The organism is Wolbachia endosymbiont (group B) of Cyclophora punctaria (assembly GCF_964028235.1).
Classification (GTDB): domain Bacteria; phylum Pseudomonadota; class Alphaproteobacteria; order Rickettsiales; family Anaplasmataceae; genus Wolbachia.
Window position 1 is genome coordinate 274059 of record NZ_OZ034749.1, and the last position, 18438, is coordinate 292496.

16 protein-coding genes, 1 other RNA gene and 1 pseudogene are annotated in these 18438 nt (G+C 34.2%); 8 read left to right on the forward strand and 10 right to left on the reverse strand.

The features are described 5' to 3' along the window. The first annotated feature begins 91 nt into the window (after positions 1-91). Positions 92-1450 (forward strand): hypothetical protein, encoded by a 1359-nt coding sequence (locus ABWU33_RS01365; RefSeq protein WP_353280895.1) that lies wholly within the window; start codon positions 92-94, stop codon positions 1448-1450. A gap of 157 nt (positions 1451-1607) precedes the next feature. After that, positions 1608-1956: RNase P RNA component class A (rnpB, locus tag ABWU33_RS01370), an RNA gene on the forward strand. Here the strand turns inward: rnpB and ABWU33_RS01375 are convergent. Further along, positions 1945-2085 carry a hypothetical protein gene (locus tag ABWU33_RS01375; protein ID WP_250119994.1) on the reverse strand — a complete coding sequence of 47 codons (141 nt, stop codon included), beginning with the start codon at positions 2083-2085 and terminating at the stop codon, positions 1945-1947. The two genes, rnpB and ABWU33_RS01375, sit on opposite strands and share 12 nt — an antisense overlap. 225 nt (positions 2086-2310) lie before the next feature. Further along, on the reverse strand, positions 2311-3081 hold the full coding sequence (locus tag ABWU33_RS01380; protein ID WP_250119993.1) for a response regulator transcription factor: 771 nt from the start codon (positions 3079-3081) through the stop codon (positions 2311-2313). 323 nt (positions 3082-3404) lie between these two features. Here ABWU33_RS01380 and ABWU33_RS01385 point away from each other — a divergent pair, with 323 nt between their 5' ends. The 4 genes from ABWU33_RS01385 to ABWU33_RS01400 are packed head-to-tail and all read left to right on the forward strand — an operon-like array spanning position 3405 to position 6837. Continuing rightward, positions 3405-4382, forward strand: coding sequence for an NAD(P)H-dependent glycerol-3-phosphate dehydrogenase (locus ABWU33_RS01385; protein ID WP_211908535.1), 978 nt, complete (start codon positions 3405-3407; stop codon positions 4380-4382). A 19-nt stretch (positions 4383-4401) separates the two neighbouring features. Continuing rightward, the gene (locus tag ABWU33_RS01390) at positions 4402-4884 is read left to right on the forward strand and encodes a phosphatidylglycerophosphatase A (RefSeq protein ID WP_012481861.1); all 483 of its coding nucleotides are present in this window, start codon (positions 4402-4404) and stop codon (positions 4882-4884) included. Next, positions 4874-5665, forward strand: coding sequence for a GNAT family N-acetyltransferase (locus tag ABWU33_RS01395; RefSeq protein ID WP_211908531.1), 792 nt, complete (start codon positions 4874-4876; stop codon positions 5663-5665). Before ABWU33_RS01390 ends, ABWU33_RS01395 begins: the two co-directional genes overlap by 11 nt. A gap of 35 nt (positions 5666-5700) precedes the next feature. After that, complete coding sequence (locus ABWU33_RS01400) at positions 5701-6837, forward strand: hypothetical protein (protein WP_052264787.1); 1137 nt, start codon at positions 5701-5703, stop codon at positions 6835-6837. Positions 6838-6840: 3 nt separating this feature from the next. On the opposite strand, the gene ABWU33_RS01405 is transcribed toward ABWU33_RS01400, so the two are convergent. The 7 genes and pseudogenes from ABWU33_RS01405 to ABWU33_RS01445 form a co-directional block, all read right to left on the reverse strand. After that, positions 6841-7629: a succinate dehydrogenase iron-sulfur subunit gene (locus tag ABWU33_RS01405; RefSeq protein WP_353280898.1), complete on the reverse strand. Its 789-nt coding sequence runs from the start codon at positions 7627-7629 to the stop codon at positions 6841-6843. A 54-nt stretch (positions 7630-7683) separates the two neighbouring features. Next, a complete protein-coding gene (ybeY, locus tag ABWU33_RS01410) occupies positions 7684-8142 on the reverse strand; it encodes an rRNA maturation RNase YbeY (protein ID WP_015587883.1) in 459 nt (152 codons plus the stop codon). A 339-nt stretch (positions 8143-8481) separates the two neighbouring features. Further along, positions 8482-8880 (reverse strand): EVE domain-containing protein, encoded by a 399-nt coding sequence (locus ABWU33_RS01420; protein WP_211908525.1) that lies wholly within the window; start codon positions 8878-8880, stop codon positions 8482-8484. After that, positions 8880-10064 (reverse strand): cell division protein FtsZ, encoded by a 1185-nt coding sequence (gene ftsZ / locus ABWU33_RS01425; RefSeq protein WP_211908523.1) that lies wholly within the window; start codon positions 10062-10064, stop codon positions 8880-8882. The genes ABWU33_RS01420 and ftsZ overlap by 1 nt, the downstream gene beginning before the upstream one ends. Positions 10065-10271: 207 nt before the next feature. Next, positions 10272-10718, reverse strand: coding sequence for a hypothetical protein (locus ABWU33_RS01430; protein ID WP_353280902.1), 447 nt, complete (start codon positions 10716-10718; stop codon positions 10272-10274). Between the two features lie 77 nt (positions 10719-10795). After that, a pseudogene (locus ABWU33_RS01435) lies at positions 10796-12252 on the reverse strand (YifB family Mg chelatase-like AAA ATPase). Next, positions 12173-13804, reverse strand: coding sequence for a recombinase family protein (locus ABWU33_RS01445; RefSeq protein WP_353280904.1), 1632 nt, complete (start codon positions 13802-13804; stop codon positions 12173-12175). Before ABWU33_RS01445 ends, ABWU33_RS01435 begins: the two are co-directional and overlap by 80 nt. A gap of 318 nt (positions 13805-14122) precedes the next feature. Here ABWU33_RS01445 and ABWU33_RS01450 point away from each other — a divergent pair, with 318 nt between their 5' ends. Both ABWU33_RS01450 and ABWU33_RS01455 read left to right on the forward strand, forming a co-directional pair. Further along, a complete protein-coding gene (locus ABWU33_RS01450) occupies positions 14123-15319 on the forward strand; it encodes a hypothetical protein (protein WP_226079480.1) in 1197 nt (398 codons plus the stop codon). Beyond that, a complete protein-coding gene (locus ABWU33_RS01455) occupies positions 15285-16394 on the forward strand; it encodes a hypothetical protein (protein ID WP_264377340.1) in 1110 nt (369 codons plus the stop codon). The genes ABWU33_RS01450 and ABWU33_RS01455 overlap by 35 nt, the downstream gene beginning before the upstream one ends. A 12-nt stretch (positions 16395-16406) precedes the next feature. On the opposite strand, the gene ABWU33_RS01460 is transcribed toward ABWU33_RS01455, so the two are convergent. After that, the gene (locus tag ABWU33_RS01460) at positions 16407-18428 is read right to left on the reverse strand and encodes an AAA family ATPase (RefSeq protein ID WP_264377341.1); all 2022 of its coding nucleotides are present in this window, start codon (positions 18426-18428) and stop codon (positions 16407-16409) included. Positions 18429-18438 lie beyond the last annotated feature (10 nt).

The window sequence follows — 18438 nt, forward strand, 5'->3', positions numbered from 1 at the left end:
TACTAAAAACCAAGAAGTAAGAACAAATATCTTTAAATTCGACTTGATTGACGTGGCTCAGAAGCTGAAAGATAGAAAAGAAGATGAATGTTTGCTTAAGAAAGAATGCCAATTAAATATAGCACCATCTACTATCTATAATCCAGGAAAAATAAACTTTTTACAGTATGTAAGACGAACTGAAGGTGATGATTTAGTTGCTTTTCTTGCGAAAAAACAATCTTCTAATACGCAAGAATTGCATTTAGCAAGGCTTGCTAAGAGAGTACCAAAATCAAATTTTACTGTTTGTGAATGTGAAGATCCTATAGAACAATTGTATGTTAAAGACAATGGCCAAGGAGGTTTTATCGTCACTGCGGTAAGTGGAGAGAGTATTATAACTTTTAATAGAGAGAGCTCTGGAAAATCTTCTGAAGCAACGATAATATCGACAAGCAGTATCAAAGCTCTCAGTGATTTTGTTAATATCATTAACGGCCAATTGATGCCTAGTATTATTTCCAGCAGTACTGTATCTCCTATAACTGTTACAGAGACGGTTGTGACTTCTAAGAAAACGACGACTGCTGCAATTACTAGCACAACAGAAACCGACACTGTAAAGACTACCAAGTTAACAACAGAAGCATCAACTATCATTGTACCAACTTCCACAATGAGTAAATCTTCAACAGAGTCAACAATTCAAACAAGTACAGTAACAGTGGGGCCAACAACAGTAGCAAAAACAACTACTACTCCACAAGCGACCACAGTTGCTACAACGTCAACTAGTGCACCGATAGTAACTTCAGAAACTGAGACAAGTACTGTAAAATCTACAGCAGCGACTGTTGAGTCAACTTTTACAGCAAGCAGTACTACGATGAGTAAGCCTTTAACAGAATTAACAACTAAAATAAGTACGGCATCAGAATCAACAACAGTAGCTGAAACTATTACAACCTCACAATCGACTATGATCACTATAATGCCAACTAATGTGCCAACAACAAACTCAGAGGCAACTATACAAACAGTGTCCACTATATCAAATACTGGAACAAAGGTAACAACTCCTTTGTTCACTACAACTTTACTTCCTCAAACTACTCCTTCACCACAGCCCACTCAGCTTGCTATAGAGTCTAATAGGGCAGGAATGATAGGTGGGTCTTTGGTTGGAGCGATAATAAGTATTGCTGGAATTATAGGATTCATAGCATACAAATATGTTAAGGGTCGTAATTCTGCCCCTGTGTTAGAACTAACTAATTTCAATGATAGAAGGCGATCATCTTCAAGTGGCAATAGCGATGAAGAAATTTTTATCGCTAATAACAGAATGAGACATATATCTATGCGAACTATGGATCAATCTGAAACAGTGCTAAACAGTATATCGGTGGAGAGTAGTAGTCGGTCAAGAAGTAGCTCATCGTCTTCAAGCGGTGGACCAGGATCTTGACTGACTGAGCTAGAGTCTAAAAGTGAAAAAAGCTTATCTTGGGATAGTGATGATGTACCGGAATATCACCTTTAGCTATTTGTCTGAATGTTTTTAGTATGTAGACTGTTAGGAAATTTTCTTTTGCTTTTGTGATTTTAATGTTAAAGTATAATTTCTAGGTGAAATAAGTAGCTGCTGTTGTGTGATAAACACAGCAGAGGAAAGTCCGAGCTCCAAGAAAAGGTAGTGACGGGTAACGCCCGCCGGAGGTAACTCCAGTTATAGGGCTACAGAAAATTACCGCCTAAATATTATTAGGCAAGGGTGAAAAGGTGTGGTAAGAGCACACCATAACAATGGCAACATTGGTAGTCAAGTAACCAACACTAGGAGCAAGATTAAATAGAAGTAGATTTTATGTTTTTCTCATATCTACTCGGGTAAATCGCATGAAGTAAATGGTAACATTTACTCCAGATAAATAGCTACATAAACAGAACTCGGCTTATATTTCACCTAGGCAATGCATGAATGTCAGCCATACTATGTAAATGTATCAAACATTTCACATACCCTGTACGCTCAATTTGACCACCTATATTCATTTTACTTCTTGGCTTATCTCTTTTCTTATTTCCTTTTGAACTTAACAAAGCTTGAATTTTAACCGAGCTTTTCCTTTAACTCGTCATTCTCTATCTCTAAAGCCTTACTTTCTTACCTATAACTTTTTAGCTCCGCTTCCAACTTTTCTATCTTTTGTTGTAAATCTTTGTAAAGTTCTAAAAGACTGACCACGTTACCTCACTTTTAGGATTAGTTTTTATCTTACTAAATCTACCTTTTTGCTTCTTCAATCAACAAGTAAATAAAGCATTTCATGCGCTGTCCTTCACTTGTTCTGCTTGATAGTCACTACTGCTTTCGCTTATATTAGCACTAGAGTATTCTTCATCGTCAACATACTCTTTTAGAACATATCCTCTACCCCAAACGGTTTCTATGTGGCTTATTCCATCATTTGCACTTTCAAGTTTTTTACGTAATTTACACATAAAAACATCAACTATTTTGTTGTCTGAAGGTTCGTCCAAGCCATTGTAAAGATGGTTTAAAAACATTTCTTTTGTCAACACTGCTCCTTTACGCAATGCCAGCAATTCTATCATGGAATACTCTTTGTTAGTAAGGTGAACTGTTTTGCCTTTTACCTCAACAATCCTGTGATCAAAATTGATATTCATATTACCAATTTTTATCACTGATTCGGGATGACCTTTAGTACGTCGGACTATGGCCTTAATTCGAGCTAATAATTCGCTCTTGTGAAATGGCTTGGTTAAGTAATCGTCGGCACCATACCCAAGTCCTTTAGCTTTATGGTTGGCAGCGGAGATACACGAAAGTATTAAAACAGGAACTTTGATTTTTGCACTTCTTAATCTTAACAGTATATCATATCCATCAATATCACCAGGCAGGTGTATATCTAGAATAACTAGATCGTAATAGTCTCCACCCGAGGAAACCATATTATTGTTATAATCTTGTGCAGAAGTAACAACGTCGCAAAAATGTCCATCAGAAGTTAAGGCATTAACTACAGTCCTTGCACTTACTTGATCATCTTCAATTAATAATATACGCATATTTTACACCCCATAAATAATTTATAATTTTAGTAATATATATAACCAAGGAAAGTAACAAATCAAATTTTTATTAATGAATAATAGAAATTACACTTATTAATTAATAGTTAATGTGTCGTTCCAAAATTATACAAATAGATCTAAAATACAATAGATATACTATAATAATACTATTTTTAGTAAATATTGAATAGAAGCTATTTTTATTAAAAGAATACTTAGGTTAATAGATATTTAAACTATTTTATACTTTTATGTTATATTTTTAATTTACTTATTCTACAGTTTTAAATTATAAGTAATACTTTCAGGAATATTGAGTGGTAATATCAGTTTTAGGTGCTGGCGCATGGGGTACAGCAATTGCGATTTCATTAAGTAGTAAGAAAAATGTAATTTTGTGGACTCGCAATAAGGCCATGTTTGAATCAATTAAAGAGAAAAGAGAAAGTGACAAGCTACCTGATTGTCCAATTTCTGATAATGTATCAGTAAAATTAGCTATTGAAGATGCAGTGAATGCTTCAGTAATAATTTTAGCTGTTCCCACTCAGTCTCTAAGGGAGATATGTCATCAATTGAATGATTGTAACCTAAAAAAAAATGTAGCAATAATTTTGGCTTGTAAGGGAATAGAAAAATCTACATTAAAATTACCTAGTGAAGTAGTCAATGAAGTTTTACCTAATAATCCTCTTGCTGTTTTTTCTGGTCCTAGCTTTGCTATAGAAGTTGCAAGAAAATTACCATATTCGATGGTTCTTGCATGTCAAAATGAAGTATTAGGTTTAAAATTAATATCAGAGCTACAGCAAGAAAATATTAAATTGTACCTTAGTAGCGATGTTATAGGAATACAGGTTTGTGCAGCGTTAAAGAATGTTTTTGCTATAGCATGTGGGGTTGTTCTAGGTAGGTTTGGGTTTAATGCTCATGCAGCATTAATTACGAAAAGTATGAGTGAAATTAAGGCTTTATACTCAGCAAAAGTTGGTGACGGCAATGTAGATATAAATACACTACTTGGACCAGCATGCTTAGGCGATTTGGTTGTGACATGCACATCATTAAATTCAAGAAATCTATCTTTTGGATCTAAAGTAGCTAATAGTAATGGTTCTAGTGCTCAGCAGATTTTATCAGAAGGTAAGTCGGTAATTGAAGGTTTTAACACTGCTAAGTCTGCATTTGATTTAGCAGAAAAGCTAAAGATAAAAATGCCCATATGTGAAGCGATCTATAGATTGCTATATGAAAATACTTCTATAGAAGATACTATTTCTGTTCTTGTAAATTAGTTTTATATTTCGGTATATTGTGAAATTTTTATATAAATTAATATCAACATGGTGGCTATCTGGCACGGTAAAACACATGCCAGGTACTATAGGCAGCTTGGCTGCTTACCCAATTGTTCCTATATTACTCAATGACAGAATTTTAGGTACAGCAATTATTTTTTTTTTATTCTTAGTTGGATTATGGTCTACAGGCAATTATATACAACATTACAAAGCTCCGCATGATCCAAAAGAGGTAGTAATTGATGAAGTAGTTGGTCAATTGCTGACAGTACTTCTAGTTTCAATATTATTAGAACAAGAAATGAATAGCTCTGTATTGTTGGTGTGCTTTTTCTCCTTTAGGTTTTTTGATATAATAAAAGTGTGGCCTATAAATTTGATTGATAAAAATACAAAAGGTCCTTTAGGTATTATGCTAGATGATGTTGTAGCTGCAATTTTAGCCTTTGTTTTTATAGGAGCCTTTTATTGTTTATTGTTGATTTATGCAGAATAAAAAAATTTGTTATTCACGCTTAATTATTCAGAACCTAAAGGATTATATACTTTATGCAACGAATTTGTCCAAGTGGGAAATACATGACGAATTTGATAATGTTATATTTACAGTAAATGGTACCAGAGAATCGTTATTTAATTTTGTGTTTTGTGAAGATCAATGTACTGAGCTTTCCATATGCAGAACTCTAGATTATCTCAAAGCACGAAATATAGAAGCAACATGGATAATAAGTCCACGTATAAAAATAGGGGGTATTTTAGAAAAATGCGAAATAAAACACGTTAGCACACCAAAAAAAGTTTTACTCAATATAAAAGATTATTTTTTGCCTGATGATGCTGTTCCAAATTTGAAGTTCAATGTTGTAAATAGTAGTGAGCTCTTAGAGCAATTAGATTTACACACTTCTAAAATTTTTTATCACAGAATTAGTATTGTTAGCACATTTTTTCGCCAATTATCGAATTATGATGATAAGAGCTCAAGGTTAAGATTTTTTCTTGTAATGCTAAATAACGAAATTGTTGGAACATGCGGTCTTTATATTCAAGACAGCATAGCTGGTTTTTATAGCGATGGAGTTTTACCAATTTACAGAGGTCGTGGAATAGGAACTCAAATGGTTCTAGAAAGAATAAAGATAGCTAGGCAATTTGAATGCAAATACATAGTAGCACATTGCATGAAACCTTCTGTAAACCTTTATAAGAGATTAGGCTTTAGGGTATTGGGCAATCTTCACTTATATACCTCTTCAGTACAATCTCTTTGCTGAGAGGTTACAAATTTTTATATTTGTTTTAGAATACTATGTTTTTTTTGTATGAAATAGTTTTACTACTAATTCTAGTATTCTTCTTTTTCTCATATTCTAAATTAAAAATTAGTAATAAAATTAAGGACTTACAACATCAAAATGTTATCATAAATAATTTAATAGATACTGTGAATGATGGATTTTATATTTGGGACGCAAAAAAACGTATAGAAAAATTTTCTCCCAATTTACTAATTTTGCTTAATACTGTTTTTTATTCATTTAATGAGTTTGTAAATTTTTTTGAGCAATCAGAAAGCTTAATTAAAAGTTTTGCTGAGGCAAAGGAAATAAATAAATCTTTTACTCTAGATTTAAAGTCAAAAGACAGTGAGGTTTATTGCACATGTTATGGTAAAAGCATAATAGATTATTCTAATAATGTGATTGGTGTGTTGTTATGGATAAGGAATATCTCCGATTATAAGATAAAAGCTAATGAACTTGAGTTAGAAAATAGTAAGCTTATGCGAGAATTGGAGAACTATAAAAAAATTTTTGACTCTTTACCATTTCCAATACTGAAGTACAATAAGAATAAAAAAGTAAGGTTTTATAACTTATTTTATGATAAATATATAGGCAGCTCTAAAAAATTTACTGTTGCAAGTGGCTCCTATAACGTAAAACCAGGAGAGTGTGTAATAACTTACAAGAATGAACCTAAGGTTTTTAATTTTGTTGAAGTTCCAATGCAAAATTCTAATAGCATAGTAATGTATGGAAAAGATATTAGTGATGAAAAAAAATTACATACTGAGCTAAGCAATTGTTTAGCTGCACAAGAAAGTTTGCTTGAGAAGCTATCGATTGCTGTAGCGATATATAGTAAGAATCAAAAGCTAAAATTTTATAATAATGCTTTTATAAAAACTTTTCAGTTTGATCCAAAATTTTTGGAGTCTTATCCAACTTATCACGAGATTATGCTTCACCTATTTGAATCTAAAAAGCTTTTAGGAAAAAAGGATTTTCAAACTATTAATAATCAAAGACATGAATTGTTTAAAAGATTACTGGAATCATATGGTGAAACAATACATTTCATGAATGGAAGAACGTTTAGAGTATTAACAATACCCTATGCTTCAGAGGGTCTACTATTTTCTTACGAAGAGTGCCAGAAATAACACTCAAATTCCTTCTCTCTCTACCATGAGCTGTTTTACTTTTGCTATCGCTTTTGCTGGGTTAAGACCTTTCGGACAGGTTTTTGTACAATTCATTATTGTATGACAGCGATACAACTTAAATGGGTCGTTTAAAGAAGCAAGTCTTTCTTCTTTCTTATTATCACGACTGTCAGCAATCCATCTATAAGCTTGCAGTAATACCGCTGGCCCTAAAAATTTATCACCATTCCACCAATAGCTTGGGCAACCAGTCGAACAGCAAGCACATAGTATACAATCAGACAGACCATCCAATTTTTTTCTATCTTCAGGAGATTGAAAGTATTCTTTATTTTGTAAGGCAGATTTATCTGTTTGTAACCAAGGTTTAATCGATTTGTATTGCTCATAAAATTGGCTTAGATCTGGAACTAGATCCTTTACTATATACATATGAGGTAGTGGATATATTTTTACTTCACCTTTTATATCATGTATAGATTTAGTGCATGCAACAGTGTTGGTACCATCAATATTCATTGCACAAGATCCGCATATTCCTTCTCTGCAAGAGCGTCTAAAAGTTAAGGTTGAATCTATTTCATCCTTTATTTTTATTAATACATCAAGTACCATAGGGCCACAATTATCCATATCGATAAAAAATGTGTCTATTCTTGGATTTTTATCATCATCAGCAGACCAACGATAAATTTGAAATCTTCTAATATTTTTTGCTCCAGTAGGAGTAGGATAAACCTTGCCCTTTTTATTAACTTTAGAATTTTTTGGTAAAGAAAACTGAACCATATTGCTTACCTTTTACAGCTAAAACCCCTTTTTTGTAAATAACATATTTTGGTATTATCTACCATACTTTTCCTTTTCAAATTCAAGCAAAGCTAAAATCTTGCTCTCTAAACTTTTCATTATAATTTCTTCATCTTCTTTTTGATGATCATAGCCAAGTAAATGCAGCAATCCATGAACTAACATGTGTGCAGTGTGAGTGAGGATAGATATACAGTACTCATGAGACTCTCTTTCTATTGTATCTACTGCAATTGCTATGTCTCCTAGATCACATTCACTAGATAACTGTTCGCATGGAAATGATAGTACATTAGTTGGCTTATCTATTTCTCTAAACTTGAGATTAAGTTGATGTAGCAAGTTATCATCAGCGAGAGCTATTGATATATTTGGTTTATAATGATCTATTTTTAATTCTTTTAGAGAAGCGTTAATAATATTTAATACAAAACTCTGTGGGTCCTTCGTAATACTATGCCACCTCTTATCAAGAATATTTACTTCTAACATGAATAAAGCACCAGAAAGGACATTATCCCATCACTTGACATTGGAACCCAAAAAAGAAGAATTATAGACCATCGTATCATACACACAACTATACGAATATTGTACACTAGAAGTATGTCATCCCAGTGCTCCAACATTGGGATCCAGGAATTCTGATTAGACATTAGGTGAGTGAATATAAAAGCTATATTAAAACACAACATTTTTAATGTGGTTGCATTACAGCTGGATTCCAGTGTCAAGCACTGCTTTGTGTTTGATGAAAAATCGGCTACTTCGAAACAAACACTCATACAGCTGTATGTTGTGTGCTGAGGTAATATTGTTTGGCAACAGGTATTACACATCACTCATCCTTATTATTTCATTCCACTCAGTCTCTAAAACTGGAGAAACTGATAAACGTGATTGTTTTAATATAACCATATTTTTCAAAAGTGGGTTTTGTTTTATACTGTTTAACGTCACTTGGTTACTTAAAGGTTTCAAAAGTTTTACATTCACTAGTCCAAATTTGGAATTATAAACATGATAATACTCCTTTAATACTTCAACTATTCCAAGTATAACTCTCTCTTTACCTGTATGATAAAAAAATGCAAGATCACCTAATTTCATAGCTCTCATGTAATTTTGAGCTTGATAATTGCATACACCATTCCACTGCGTCACCTGCTCCTTTCTCATTTTTTGCCACGAGTATTCACTTGGCTCTGACTTGAGTAGCCAAAATTGCATTATTTTTTTCTTCTTAAATAAGCTGGTATATCATAAACATTGCTGCCCCACTTAACTCTTTCGTTTGTTTGCTCAGTTGAAGCATATTCTTTTGTTTCTAATATTGGAATTTGATTATAAGGCCATTTAAAATTTTTTTCCTCTGCTGGGATCTTGTTTTGATTAACAGATGAATTGTCGTTACAGCTATCAATGCCAGTTGCAAGAACAGAAACTCTAACTCTTCCCTCCATCGCCTGATCAAAAGTGGCACCAAATATTATATTTGCATTTTCATCCACTTCTTCACGCACTCTATTGGCTGCAGCATCAACTTCAAATAGAGTCATATCTCCACCACCAGTAATATTAATCAATATTCCTTGTGCACCTTTCATTGATACATTATCAAGTAATGGATTAGATATCGCAGCCTCTGCAGCACTAATTGCCCTATCTTCTCCTTCTGCCTCTCCAGTACCAATCATTGCTTTACCCATCTCACTCATGACTGTTTCTATATCAGCAAAATCAAGATTAATCAGTCCTGGCATGATCATCAAATCAGTTACTCCTCTTATGCCAATATGCAGAACATTATCGGCGAGTTGAAATGCGTCAGCAAATGTAGTTTTCTCGTTAGCAATTCTAAATAAATTTTGATTGGGAATGACAATAAGTGTATCTACGTATTTTTGCAACTCTTCAAGTCCAAGCTCTGCAATGCGCATACGCCGCACACCTTCAAAACCGAACGGCTTAGTTACGACTCCAACAGTCAGTATCTTTTTTTCTTTTGCTCCTTTATCTTTAACTACCGCTCTTGCTTCTCTGGCTGCTTTTGCAATTACCGGTGCAGCACCTGTTCCAGTACCACCACCCATCCCTGCTGTGATAAAGAGCATATGGCTATCTTTTATATGCTCCATAATTTCGTCAATTGATTCTTCTGCTGCACCTTTACCAACATCAGGCAAAGCACCAGCACCAAGGCCCTTAGTTAAGTTAATACCAAGCTGAATTTTTTTATCACATAATGACTTCTCTAACGCTTGAGCATCGGTATTTGCTACAACAAAATTTACTCCTTGTAAATTGGATTGAATCATGTTGTTCACAGCATTTCCACCAGCACCACCCACTCCCACAACGGTAATCCTTGGGTGCAATATGGGTAATTCTGGTAAACTAAGGTCAATTGACATTTAAATTACTCAAATATTAGTGAATTCACTTGATAACAAGTTACTGCTTTTTTAACAATATGCAAACATTTTTCATTTTGATATATGCAAATAGTGAACAAGATTTACTTATTCTTAACATTATTAACCAGTAGATATAATGATTAAGATGCAAAAAAAAACTGTAAAAAGGGACAGAAGCCTATCCCTTTTTATTGGAAGTTGCTACTAATTAAACAGTAGATGTTGATTGCTGGACCCAAGTATTTTTTGAATTTCACCTACTTTTATCTCGCTGCTTGGTTCTTGATTCTCAACTAATTCACTTACTTTTTCAATTTGAGCTGCCTTATTACTGTTTTTATATGCATACACAGGTGCAGTTATTAAAGCTGCTACTGCAGCAAGAACTACCAAACTAGCAACAAGTGGATGAGCAACTGCAAATGCAGACATTGTAGTAATAGCAGGACTAACAAGTGTTGCAGCTTTTGTTCCAACTGTACCAACAAAAGTTGCATAAGCTGGACTTAAGAAATAAGCAGCCGTAAGCGAAGCTACTGTTGCAATTGCTACAAAAGTGGCAGCTGTTTTATACGGATGTTTTGTTACAAAACCATAACCCTGATTATAAACTTCTTTAACTTTATCTTTGATTGTTTTTACTGTCGGCATAACTGTACTCCTAAAATATTAAAATTTCACTAATGGTAGTATATGGCAAAAAAAAGTTTTCTGTCAAGCAGATTAATTTATTTATACATTCTTATTCTGTAATTCAGCGCTTCTGCAATGTGTGCTTTCTTTACCTCTTCACTTTTTACAAGATCTGCAATGGTTCTTGCGACTCTTAATACGCGTGTGTAGCCTCGATTGGAAATGTAATTTTCTTTCAGTACGTATTTTAGCAATTCTAACCCTTCCTGATCTGGTTCAGTGAATTTATTTAATGCTTCACCACTGACTTCTGCATTGCAACGAATATTAAATTTACTATAACGCTCAGTTTGAATTTTTCTCGCTGCTATCACCCTTCCTCTTATAACCTCGGTACTTTCTCCCTCCACAGAGATTTCAGGAGAAAGTATTCTAACGTTTGGCATTTCAATGCATATGTCTATTCTATCAAGCAAAGGTCCTGATATTTTATTTCTATAATCTGTGCCGCATTTTGGAGCTTTGTTGCACGATCTACTTGCATCACCTAAGTAACCGCACCTGCAGGGATTCATTGCAGCTATAAGTTGAAAATTAGCTGGATAAGTAATGTGAGCATTTGCACGTGCAATAGTAACTTTTCTATCTTCAAGTGGTTGGCATAGAGAATCAAGCACAAGCCTTGGAAATTCAGGTAGCTCATCAAGAAATAACACACCATTGTGAGCCATGGTGATTTCCCCAGGCTTTGCATTTTTCCCTCCTCCTATCATCGCTGACATCGAGCATGAGTGATGAGGTTCACGAAAGGGACGAGTTACTTTAAATGTTTCGTTACCGGCTTTTGTTATGCTAGAGATGATATTAACATCAATCATCTCTTGTTCAGTCAAATCGGGTAATAGCCCTATAAATCGCTTAGCAAGCATTGACTTTCCAGTACCAGGAGGTCCAACAAGAAGCATATTGTGTCCACCTGCTGCTGCAATTTCAGCTGCTCTTTTTGCAACAACTTGACCTTTAATATCCTTTATATCTGGAACTGAATTTTTTTCTTTGGGTGCAGCGCTATAGTTAAAAGTTACCGGCTGAATTAACTGCTCACCCTTAAAATGTCTGATAATATCCGTTAATTTCTCTATAGCCAGAATAGGAACATTCTTTACCCATAAAGCTTCTACTCCATTTCCCCTTGGGCAAATTACTCCTTTATTTACCTGTTTTGCACTCCTGAGATTGGTATGACTCTGCTGTCTAGTGCAAGCTCACCCATAATGATATAAGACTGAACTTTTTCAACTGGTATCACATTCATTACAACAAGTAATCCAACAGCAATAGCTAAGTCATAATGACTACCTTCTTTAAGCAAATCCGCAGGGGAAAGATTAACCGTAATCCTTTTTGGAGGTAACAGAAGATTGATTGAATTTAACGCTGCTCTGATACGCTCTCTGGATTCTGCAACAGTTTTATCCGGCAAGCCAACAATATTGACTGCCAGTACAACATTGCATAATTCTATTATGGCTATTTTGATCAAAATTTGCAAGACTTTTTATGCGAAATACTATATACAAGTGATTGTGATTGATTTCAATTTGATGAATTAACATTCTAATAATATTTTGCTTAGTCTGCCAATCCACTTGATCAAGCTTTGATTCAACACTTGAGGAAAAGTTTTTCAAGCTATCTGTAACAAGGCTCAATTCTTGTTGTAGTTTTTTTTGATCAAGCGTTCTTTCTTTCTCTTCTTCAATTTCTTTCAAATGCTGTTTCATTGTTGTGATTCTTGGTTCAAATTCTTCTTGGCTTATAAACCCTTTAGCATAGCTATCAATAAATTTTTTGATACTTAATCTTAACTTACTTTCTTGCTTTTCACGTGTTTGATTATGTAAAGGTTTTTTGTTCTCTGATAATCTACGTTGATATTCATTTGCAATCCTATCTGGCTCTTTCAAGATACTCTTGACTTCTTCCCATATAACTCCATCTAATATATCAGTGCGTATTGATTTATTATCGCAGATTTTATTGCCATTGAATTTGCTAGAGTTTGTACCAGAGCAACGATAGTAATAATATGTCGACTTTTTATGAACGTGGTTTGTACCACAATAAGTATATTGACAACGTTGACATACCATTAAACCTTGCAATAAATATGTTTCTCTTCTTTGTCGTACTCTTGCTCTTTGCCTATTTTCAGTTAGTTGTGCCTGCACTGAATCAAATAAATGCTCATTGATTATTTTTGGTACTGGAATATAAGTCCAATTCTCTTTATCACTATTAAAGCGACCACTTTTAAGTTTACCACAAGTTCCTTTTTTTGATTTTTTTACTTGTGGTTTTGAGCATGTCCTAGTTTTACCATAAGCTGCTTGTCCTATATAAGCAGGATTTTTTAACATGTTCCAAATAGTGCTCCTTTTCCAATACCTTTTTCCTGTTCGTGTTATTACCGGTATCTTATTCAGTTCATGTACAACTTCTCCTATACTTGCTCTTTCTTGGCCAACCCGACTAAATATTTTACGCACTATATTTGCCTCTTCTTCATCAACCTCAAATTGAGCACTTCCTTCACCTACATGTTTTGCTATGTAGCGATAACCGTAAGGCGCCCTACCCATCACACTTATACACCCAGCTTTGGCCGCATGAAGTTTACCTCTACGGTTTCGTTCCATAATCTTTGCACGTTCATACTCTGCTATTGCTCCCTGAATCTGTAGAAATAAATGGGAATCCGGATTATCATCAAACTTATGATTCAAAAATACTATTTCAGATCCAGCCTTTTTAAACTCTTCGAGTAAGATCATTTGATATGAAAATTTACGTGATAGCCGATCAGGTGAATGAATATATATCTTATCAATCTTACCTTCTGCTACTCTATCACGTAAATTTTCTAAGCCAGGACGTTCTAAATTTGATCCACTATAACCATTATCGACAAACTTATGCTCATCTAATAACTCATGTCCATCGCTACTAATGCGACGCTCCAATTCTACAATCTGACTCTCTATCGTATTCTCCTGTGCTTGTTGTCTTGATGAAACTCTTGCATATAAGCTTACTGTTGTCATTTTCTTTCACCTCCTTTATTTTACATTTCAATAATTGTTCATAAGCATCTGCTAGATATGTATCTGCCAATCGATTAGGCTTATAACCCCAATAAATAGCCAACTCTCCTTTTTGCATGTTTTTCTTCCTGTGAATTTTTTTATAGGTTAGGAGACTTCTATTAAACTAAACCAATGCACACCTTATGTCTCGTTTAAGAAAGCTATCTAGTTCACACAAATTCTCCCTAATAAATATACAAGATTTGAAGAAATTATGTCCAAAAAATCTTTGCCTAAATCATCATATTATGTATAACATGGCTTATTTAATATGTTATGGAGATTTATCCAAGTCATAAATTCTGGGAGAGCGACTTAGAAGTTCCTGTTAACCTTTTATTAGATCGTTTTCAGGATTCTAATATACGTCAGTCTTGGTTAGATTCCCTTTCTGGTAAACAACTGAGCATTATTTTTCAGCATTGCTTTAAAAATCATTTAAATGGACAACTTTTTCAAGACGGAGACTACGATGATAGATCCACTCAACAAAAACGTAAGATACTTGCCAGTTACTCTGACTCTCTTTTTAACTATTATCTCATTAGCTACTTTGATCGTACGAAACTTGAAGCTACAGTCAGTGAAGTAGCAAGATTTGCCCTCACTCAAGAGTTAATGAGATCGTACCTGATAAAAAATAATACTAAGTATGATAAAAGATCCTTGTTATTTTTACTGTTTCACATAAATTGTGAACTTCTAAAATCTGTCTATCACTTTGATAAAGTACAAAAGAGAGGTTTCGTATCATTTGCTCTACAGAAATCACCAAGACAAATAAACACTTCATTCAAGGAATTTATGTCACAAGAAGCTGTAGAGCAGATACTGAAGTTTGAAAACCAATTGCAGGGTTTTTTCCATCATCAAGATCGGATATATATGTTTGTACGTCGAGGAAGTGACATGGATTTACTGCTTAATTCAAACAAAGTTGTTCATGGCCATAAACCTGAGTGGATGATTTTAGATTTTTCGATTGATGGTACAAAGGTTAATCTCTGTGCTAAAAATACCAATAAAGCTGTGGAAATAGCAAATAGTATTGTAAGTGGTTATTTTAACTGCGAATGTACTTTTGTAAATATACAGGATAAGAACTTTCTACTACAAGTGCATAAATTCCTTCAAGCATGTATAGAGGGTTCTGACCCTAATATTTGTATATTTGAGTTAAATTTTAAGTCAGATTATTTTAAAAATAGTAATACATATCTTACTTTAAGTGTAAAGCCGTACGATCCTATTGCACCAGAGTTACATATTTTAAAGCCGTCTATTGGCAACATACTACAATCTATTCAATCAGCTAAAGTAATGTTCCAAAACAAAAAGGTAACATTTTCTTTCAAATCAAGTGGGGAAATTTATTATTCAGAGCATCCGCTCAATAAAAAAGAAAGAGAGGACCTGAAGAAACATATGGAACAATCTTATGGTCTTAAAATCCTTTCACGAGCAAATTGCTGATCTTTTAAGTTCAAATAGTTCTTGGGTTAATCCAAGTCAAAATCACATTAAAGCAGCAAGATACTTATTTGATCTTGGATTGATAAAAATGCAAGAAAGGTACTATATTGTTTGCTCTCGTGAAGAAGATCATCTTGATTGGCCAAATGTAATTGATCCAAGTTGTAGCAATGAGATTTTTATCGATCCAGACTTTGATGAAGCATGTGATGACGCTATTTGTGAAAACTGTTCTCGTCATATTTTGCCTAATACTTATAAAAAACAGAGATTTCATCTCTTATCCATATACTTAAATATAGAGAAAATCATAGACTGGTTTGAAACAAAGTTGAATGATTCAAGACTTATGTGGGAAAAAGTGGAAAAAGGAGTTTATTATATTTGTAATCAAGGTCGTATTGTAAATCTAATAATCCTTGATTTTTGTACTGATGCGATATTTTTAACTATAGATAAACTTAGAGTCCATCCGACAGTTCTCATCACTCTAAAAAAAGATATACCAAATCTATTGCTGAATCTATATGTAGTGCCAATGGTGAAACTGTTTTGTCAGCTTAAGACTGTAACTGAGATATTCCAAGAGGCAGATAAAAGAGGAGTACCAGAGGTGGTAGAAAATACTTCTTTGCAAGTTTTACCAGCTTCATATATTTCGCTTAAACGTGTTGAACCAATTATACCAACAAAACTTTTGGAGTTACAAGTAGTTAAAGGTATGGTATATGTTAATAGTATTGAAGTTATAAATAAAAAAGCTGCATCATGCCTTAATATTTTTCGAATATTGTTCAAGCAATTTTTACATGACTGTGAGAAAGAATTACCACCTGAAAAACATACACTTCTCAATATTAATCAGTTAGAAAAACTCTTGGGACTTAGTTTAGAAGCAGATTTAGAACATCAAATCAGAAAACCATTAAACAAGATGCAAAAAACGATCAAAGCTACATTGGCTGAGAAATTAGGATTAAGTATTGAACGTGATGATGTAATACAAACCCTTGGTTGGCAAAGATCATCACATGGTTATCGTATTAACCCTTTTACTTTGACTATAAAAAAATAGAGTTTTTTGTTATCAAAAATAGTTTTTTTCAGCTCCATGAATAAATTTTCCCACTCCACGTGCAAATGGTCCTGTTTTAATATCGAGCCATTTATCCTCTTTTGAACCATTAGCCATTCCTTTAACTATTTGCTTTGCCTGTAAAAGCTCTTGCACTATACGCTCTAATCTATCTCTTCCCATACTATGAAAAACTTCAGGCAGTCTATGTCGTTGTTTATGTATTCCTGCACTTCCTGTGTGAGTAAATGGATGTCCTGAAATAGCAGCTCGCGCAATTGAATCAATAAGATATATTTTAAGATCTTTATCGCTAATATTTTGAGCTTTTAATTGTTCAGTGATGTCTTCCAATAGCCCTGTTTCTTCATTTCTTAGGTAAGTGCGTATGGTACGATCAGCCAGGCCATTTGCTTTAACAACAGCTCCATAAAATAGTGCATTTTGTCTTGGGATTTTTCTAATTGACCTAAAAATCATTGGTTTAGTCATATCTTCAACAGGCCAAAAAGCAAAAGAACACCTGACTCCATTTACGAGAGCAGAAGTGCCTCGAATAGCATCTCGTGCTTGCTCTACTGTTGATATAGGCTTTTCTCCCTTCAGCTTTCTCATATGATGTGCAGTAATTATTGAAGCTCCAGTGCTACATGCTAAATCAGATAATAAACACATGAGATAATCCCCTACTGCTGGATCAGCATTTAAATCTGCATGAATGAAAGAAGCAAGGGGATCAAATATAATGAGCTTTAAATCCTTTATCCTGCTCAGCTGCTTCATTACCGACTCAAATTCTGGAGAGATTTCTACAACTTTACCGCGAACGTTCTTAAGTATGGTAAGAGATCCTCCGATGTTTGGTAATGGTACAATAAATAGCCTACCTTTATATTTCAATCTCTCGCATTTTGGATCAAGTCGTTCTAAGCGACGATGTATTTCATTTGTATCATCCTCCGCAGAAAATACCACCACAGATCCATGTTCAGTAACAAGTGGACCAAATCCGCATACCTGATCTATGCTACCTGCAACCTTGAGGGCTAGGTCAAGAAGTAGCATACCTTTGCCTGTATCTCCCATTGCAGCCAAAATGGAGGTTACACCCAAAGGAAATAATCCTTCAACCAAGAATCTTTGCTTTGGTACTGGGCCTACAAAACGCTCTACGCTCCAGCTAAAAATATCAAGTGGTGGTTTAATAATTATTTTTCTTGAGTTTTTTTCGATAAATTCTTCAATATTTATTCCCTCTAACACACAATCAGCAGCATCCCAACTCTTTGGTTTATTCGGTGGAATCTTAAGCGTAGCAAGTGATGCAACACCAAGTTCTAAAAGTCTCTTTTCAGCGTTTTTGGTATATTTATTACCTGCTTCATCGTTGTCTGGCCAAATAATAATATGCTTGCCCTTAAGCGGAGTCCAATCTGTTTTATCAATAGGCGCATTTGCTCCAAACATTGCTGTTGTTGCAGTTATTCCTTTCTCTATAAGTGCTTCTGCGCATTTTTCTCCTTCAACCAGAACAACCTTATCAGATTTTAAAATACCTGGAATGTTGTAGAGTGGCCTTATTTCTGGCTCTTTGAATCTTTGTTTTTTAACATCAAATGGTTTAAACTGTTTTTTCTCTAAAGGAGGATCATAACGGTAGACTATTACAATCAATTGGTTATTTTCATCGTAGTAGTTCCAACTACAAGTTAAGTATTGTTCTAAATTTCTCTGTTCTTTGAAGTTGGTTTTTCCAAGCCATTCACTTATTGAGAGCATTACTTCAGGAAACTCTATTCTCGCATTCTTCCCGTGTACCGTTGCCCAAAGATCAATAATGTCACCACCTTCTCCAGTTGCAAAATCTTTCCATAATCCGGCTCTTTCGCCTGTTAACTCTATTACAGTACTTTTGCCCTTGTTACCCTGTACATCACCTACATAAAACTTATCACCACGAAATGTCCCTCTTGGTAAAAGATGAAAAAGACAAGATCTGATGTTTTGCAAAAGCTGAGTTTTTAGCTCTAGCATAGTGTCGGTT

Excerpts from the sequence above, each read along its gene's own strand:
- ABWU33_RS01380 (WP_250119993.1), bottom strand. The coding sequence starts at position 3,081 with ATGCGTATATTATTAATTGAAGATGATCAAGTAAGTGCAAGGACTGTA.
- ABWU33_RS01395 (WP_211908531.1), top strand. The coding sequence starts at position 4,874 with ATGCAGAATAAAAAAATTTGTTATTCACGCTTAATTATTCAGAACCTA.
- ABWU33_RS01400 (WP_052264787.1), top strand. The coding sequence starts at position 5,701 with ATGTTTTTTTTGTATGAAATAGTTTTACTACTAATTCTAGTATTCTTC.
- ABWU33_RS01405 (WP_353280898.1), bottom strand. The coding sequence starts at position 7,629 with ATGGTTCAGTTTTCTTTACCAAAAAATTCTAAAGTTAATAAAAAGGGC.
- ybeY (WP_015587883.1), bottom strand. The coding sequence starts at position 8,142 with ATGTTAGAAGTAAATATTCTTGATAAGAGGTGGCATAGTATTACGAAG.
- ABWU33_RS01420 (WP_211908525.1), bottom strand. The coding sequence starts at position 8,880 with ATGCAATTTTGGCTACTCAAGTCAGAGCCAAGTGAATACTCGTGGCAA.
- ftsZ (WP_211908523.1), bottom strand. The coding sequence starts at position 10,064 with ATGTCAATTGACCTTAGTTTACCAGAATTACCCATATTGCACCCAAGG.
- ABWU33_RS01430 (WP_353280902.1), bottom strand. The coding sequence starts at position 10,718 with ATGCCGACAGTAAAAACAATCAAAGATAAAGTTAAAGAAGTTTATAAT.
- ABWU33_RS01445 (WP_353280904.1), bottom strand. The coding sequence starts at position 13,804 with ATGACAACAGTAAGCTTATATGCAAGAGTTTCATCAAGACAACAAGCA.
- ABWU33_RS01450 (WP_226079480.1), top strand. The coding sequence starts at position 14,123 with ATGGAGATTTATCCAAGTCATAAATTCTGGGAGAGCGACTTAGAAGTT.
- ABWU33_RS01455 (WP_264377340.1), top strand. The coding sequence starts at position 15,285 with ATGGTCTTAAAATCCTTTCACGAGCAAATTGCTGATCTTTTAAGTTCA.
- ABWU33_RS01460 (WP_264377341.1), bottom strand. The coding sequence starts at position 18,428 with ATGCTAGAGCTAAAAACTCAGCTTTTGCAAAACATCAGATCTTGTCTT.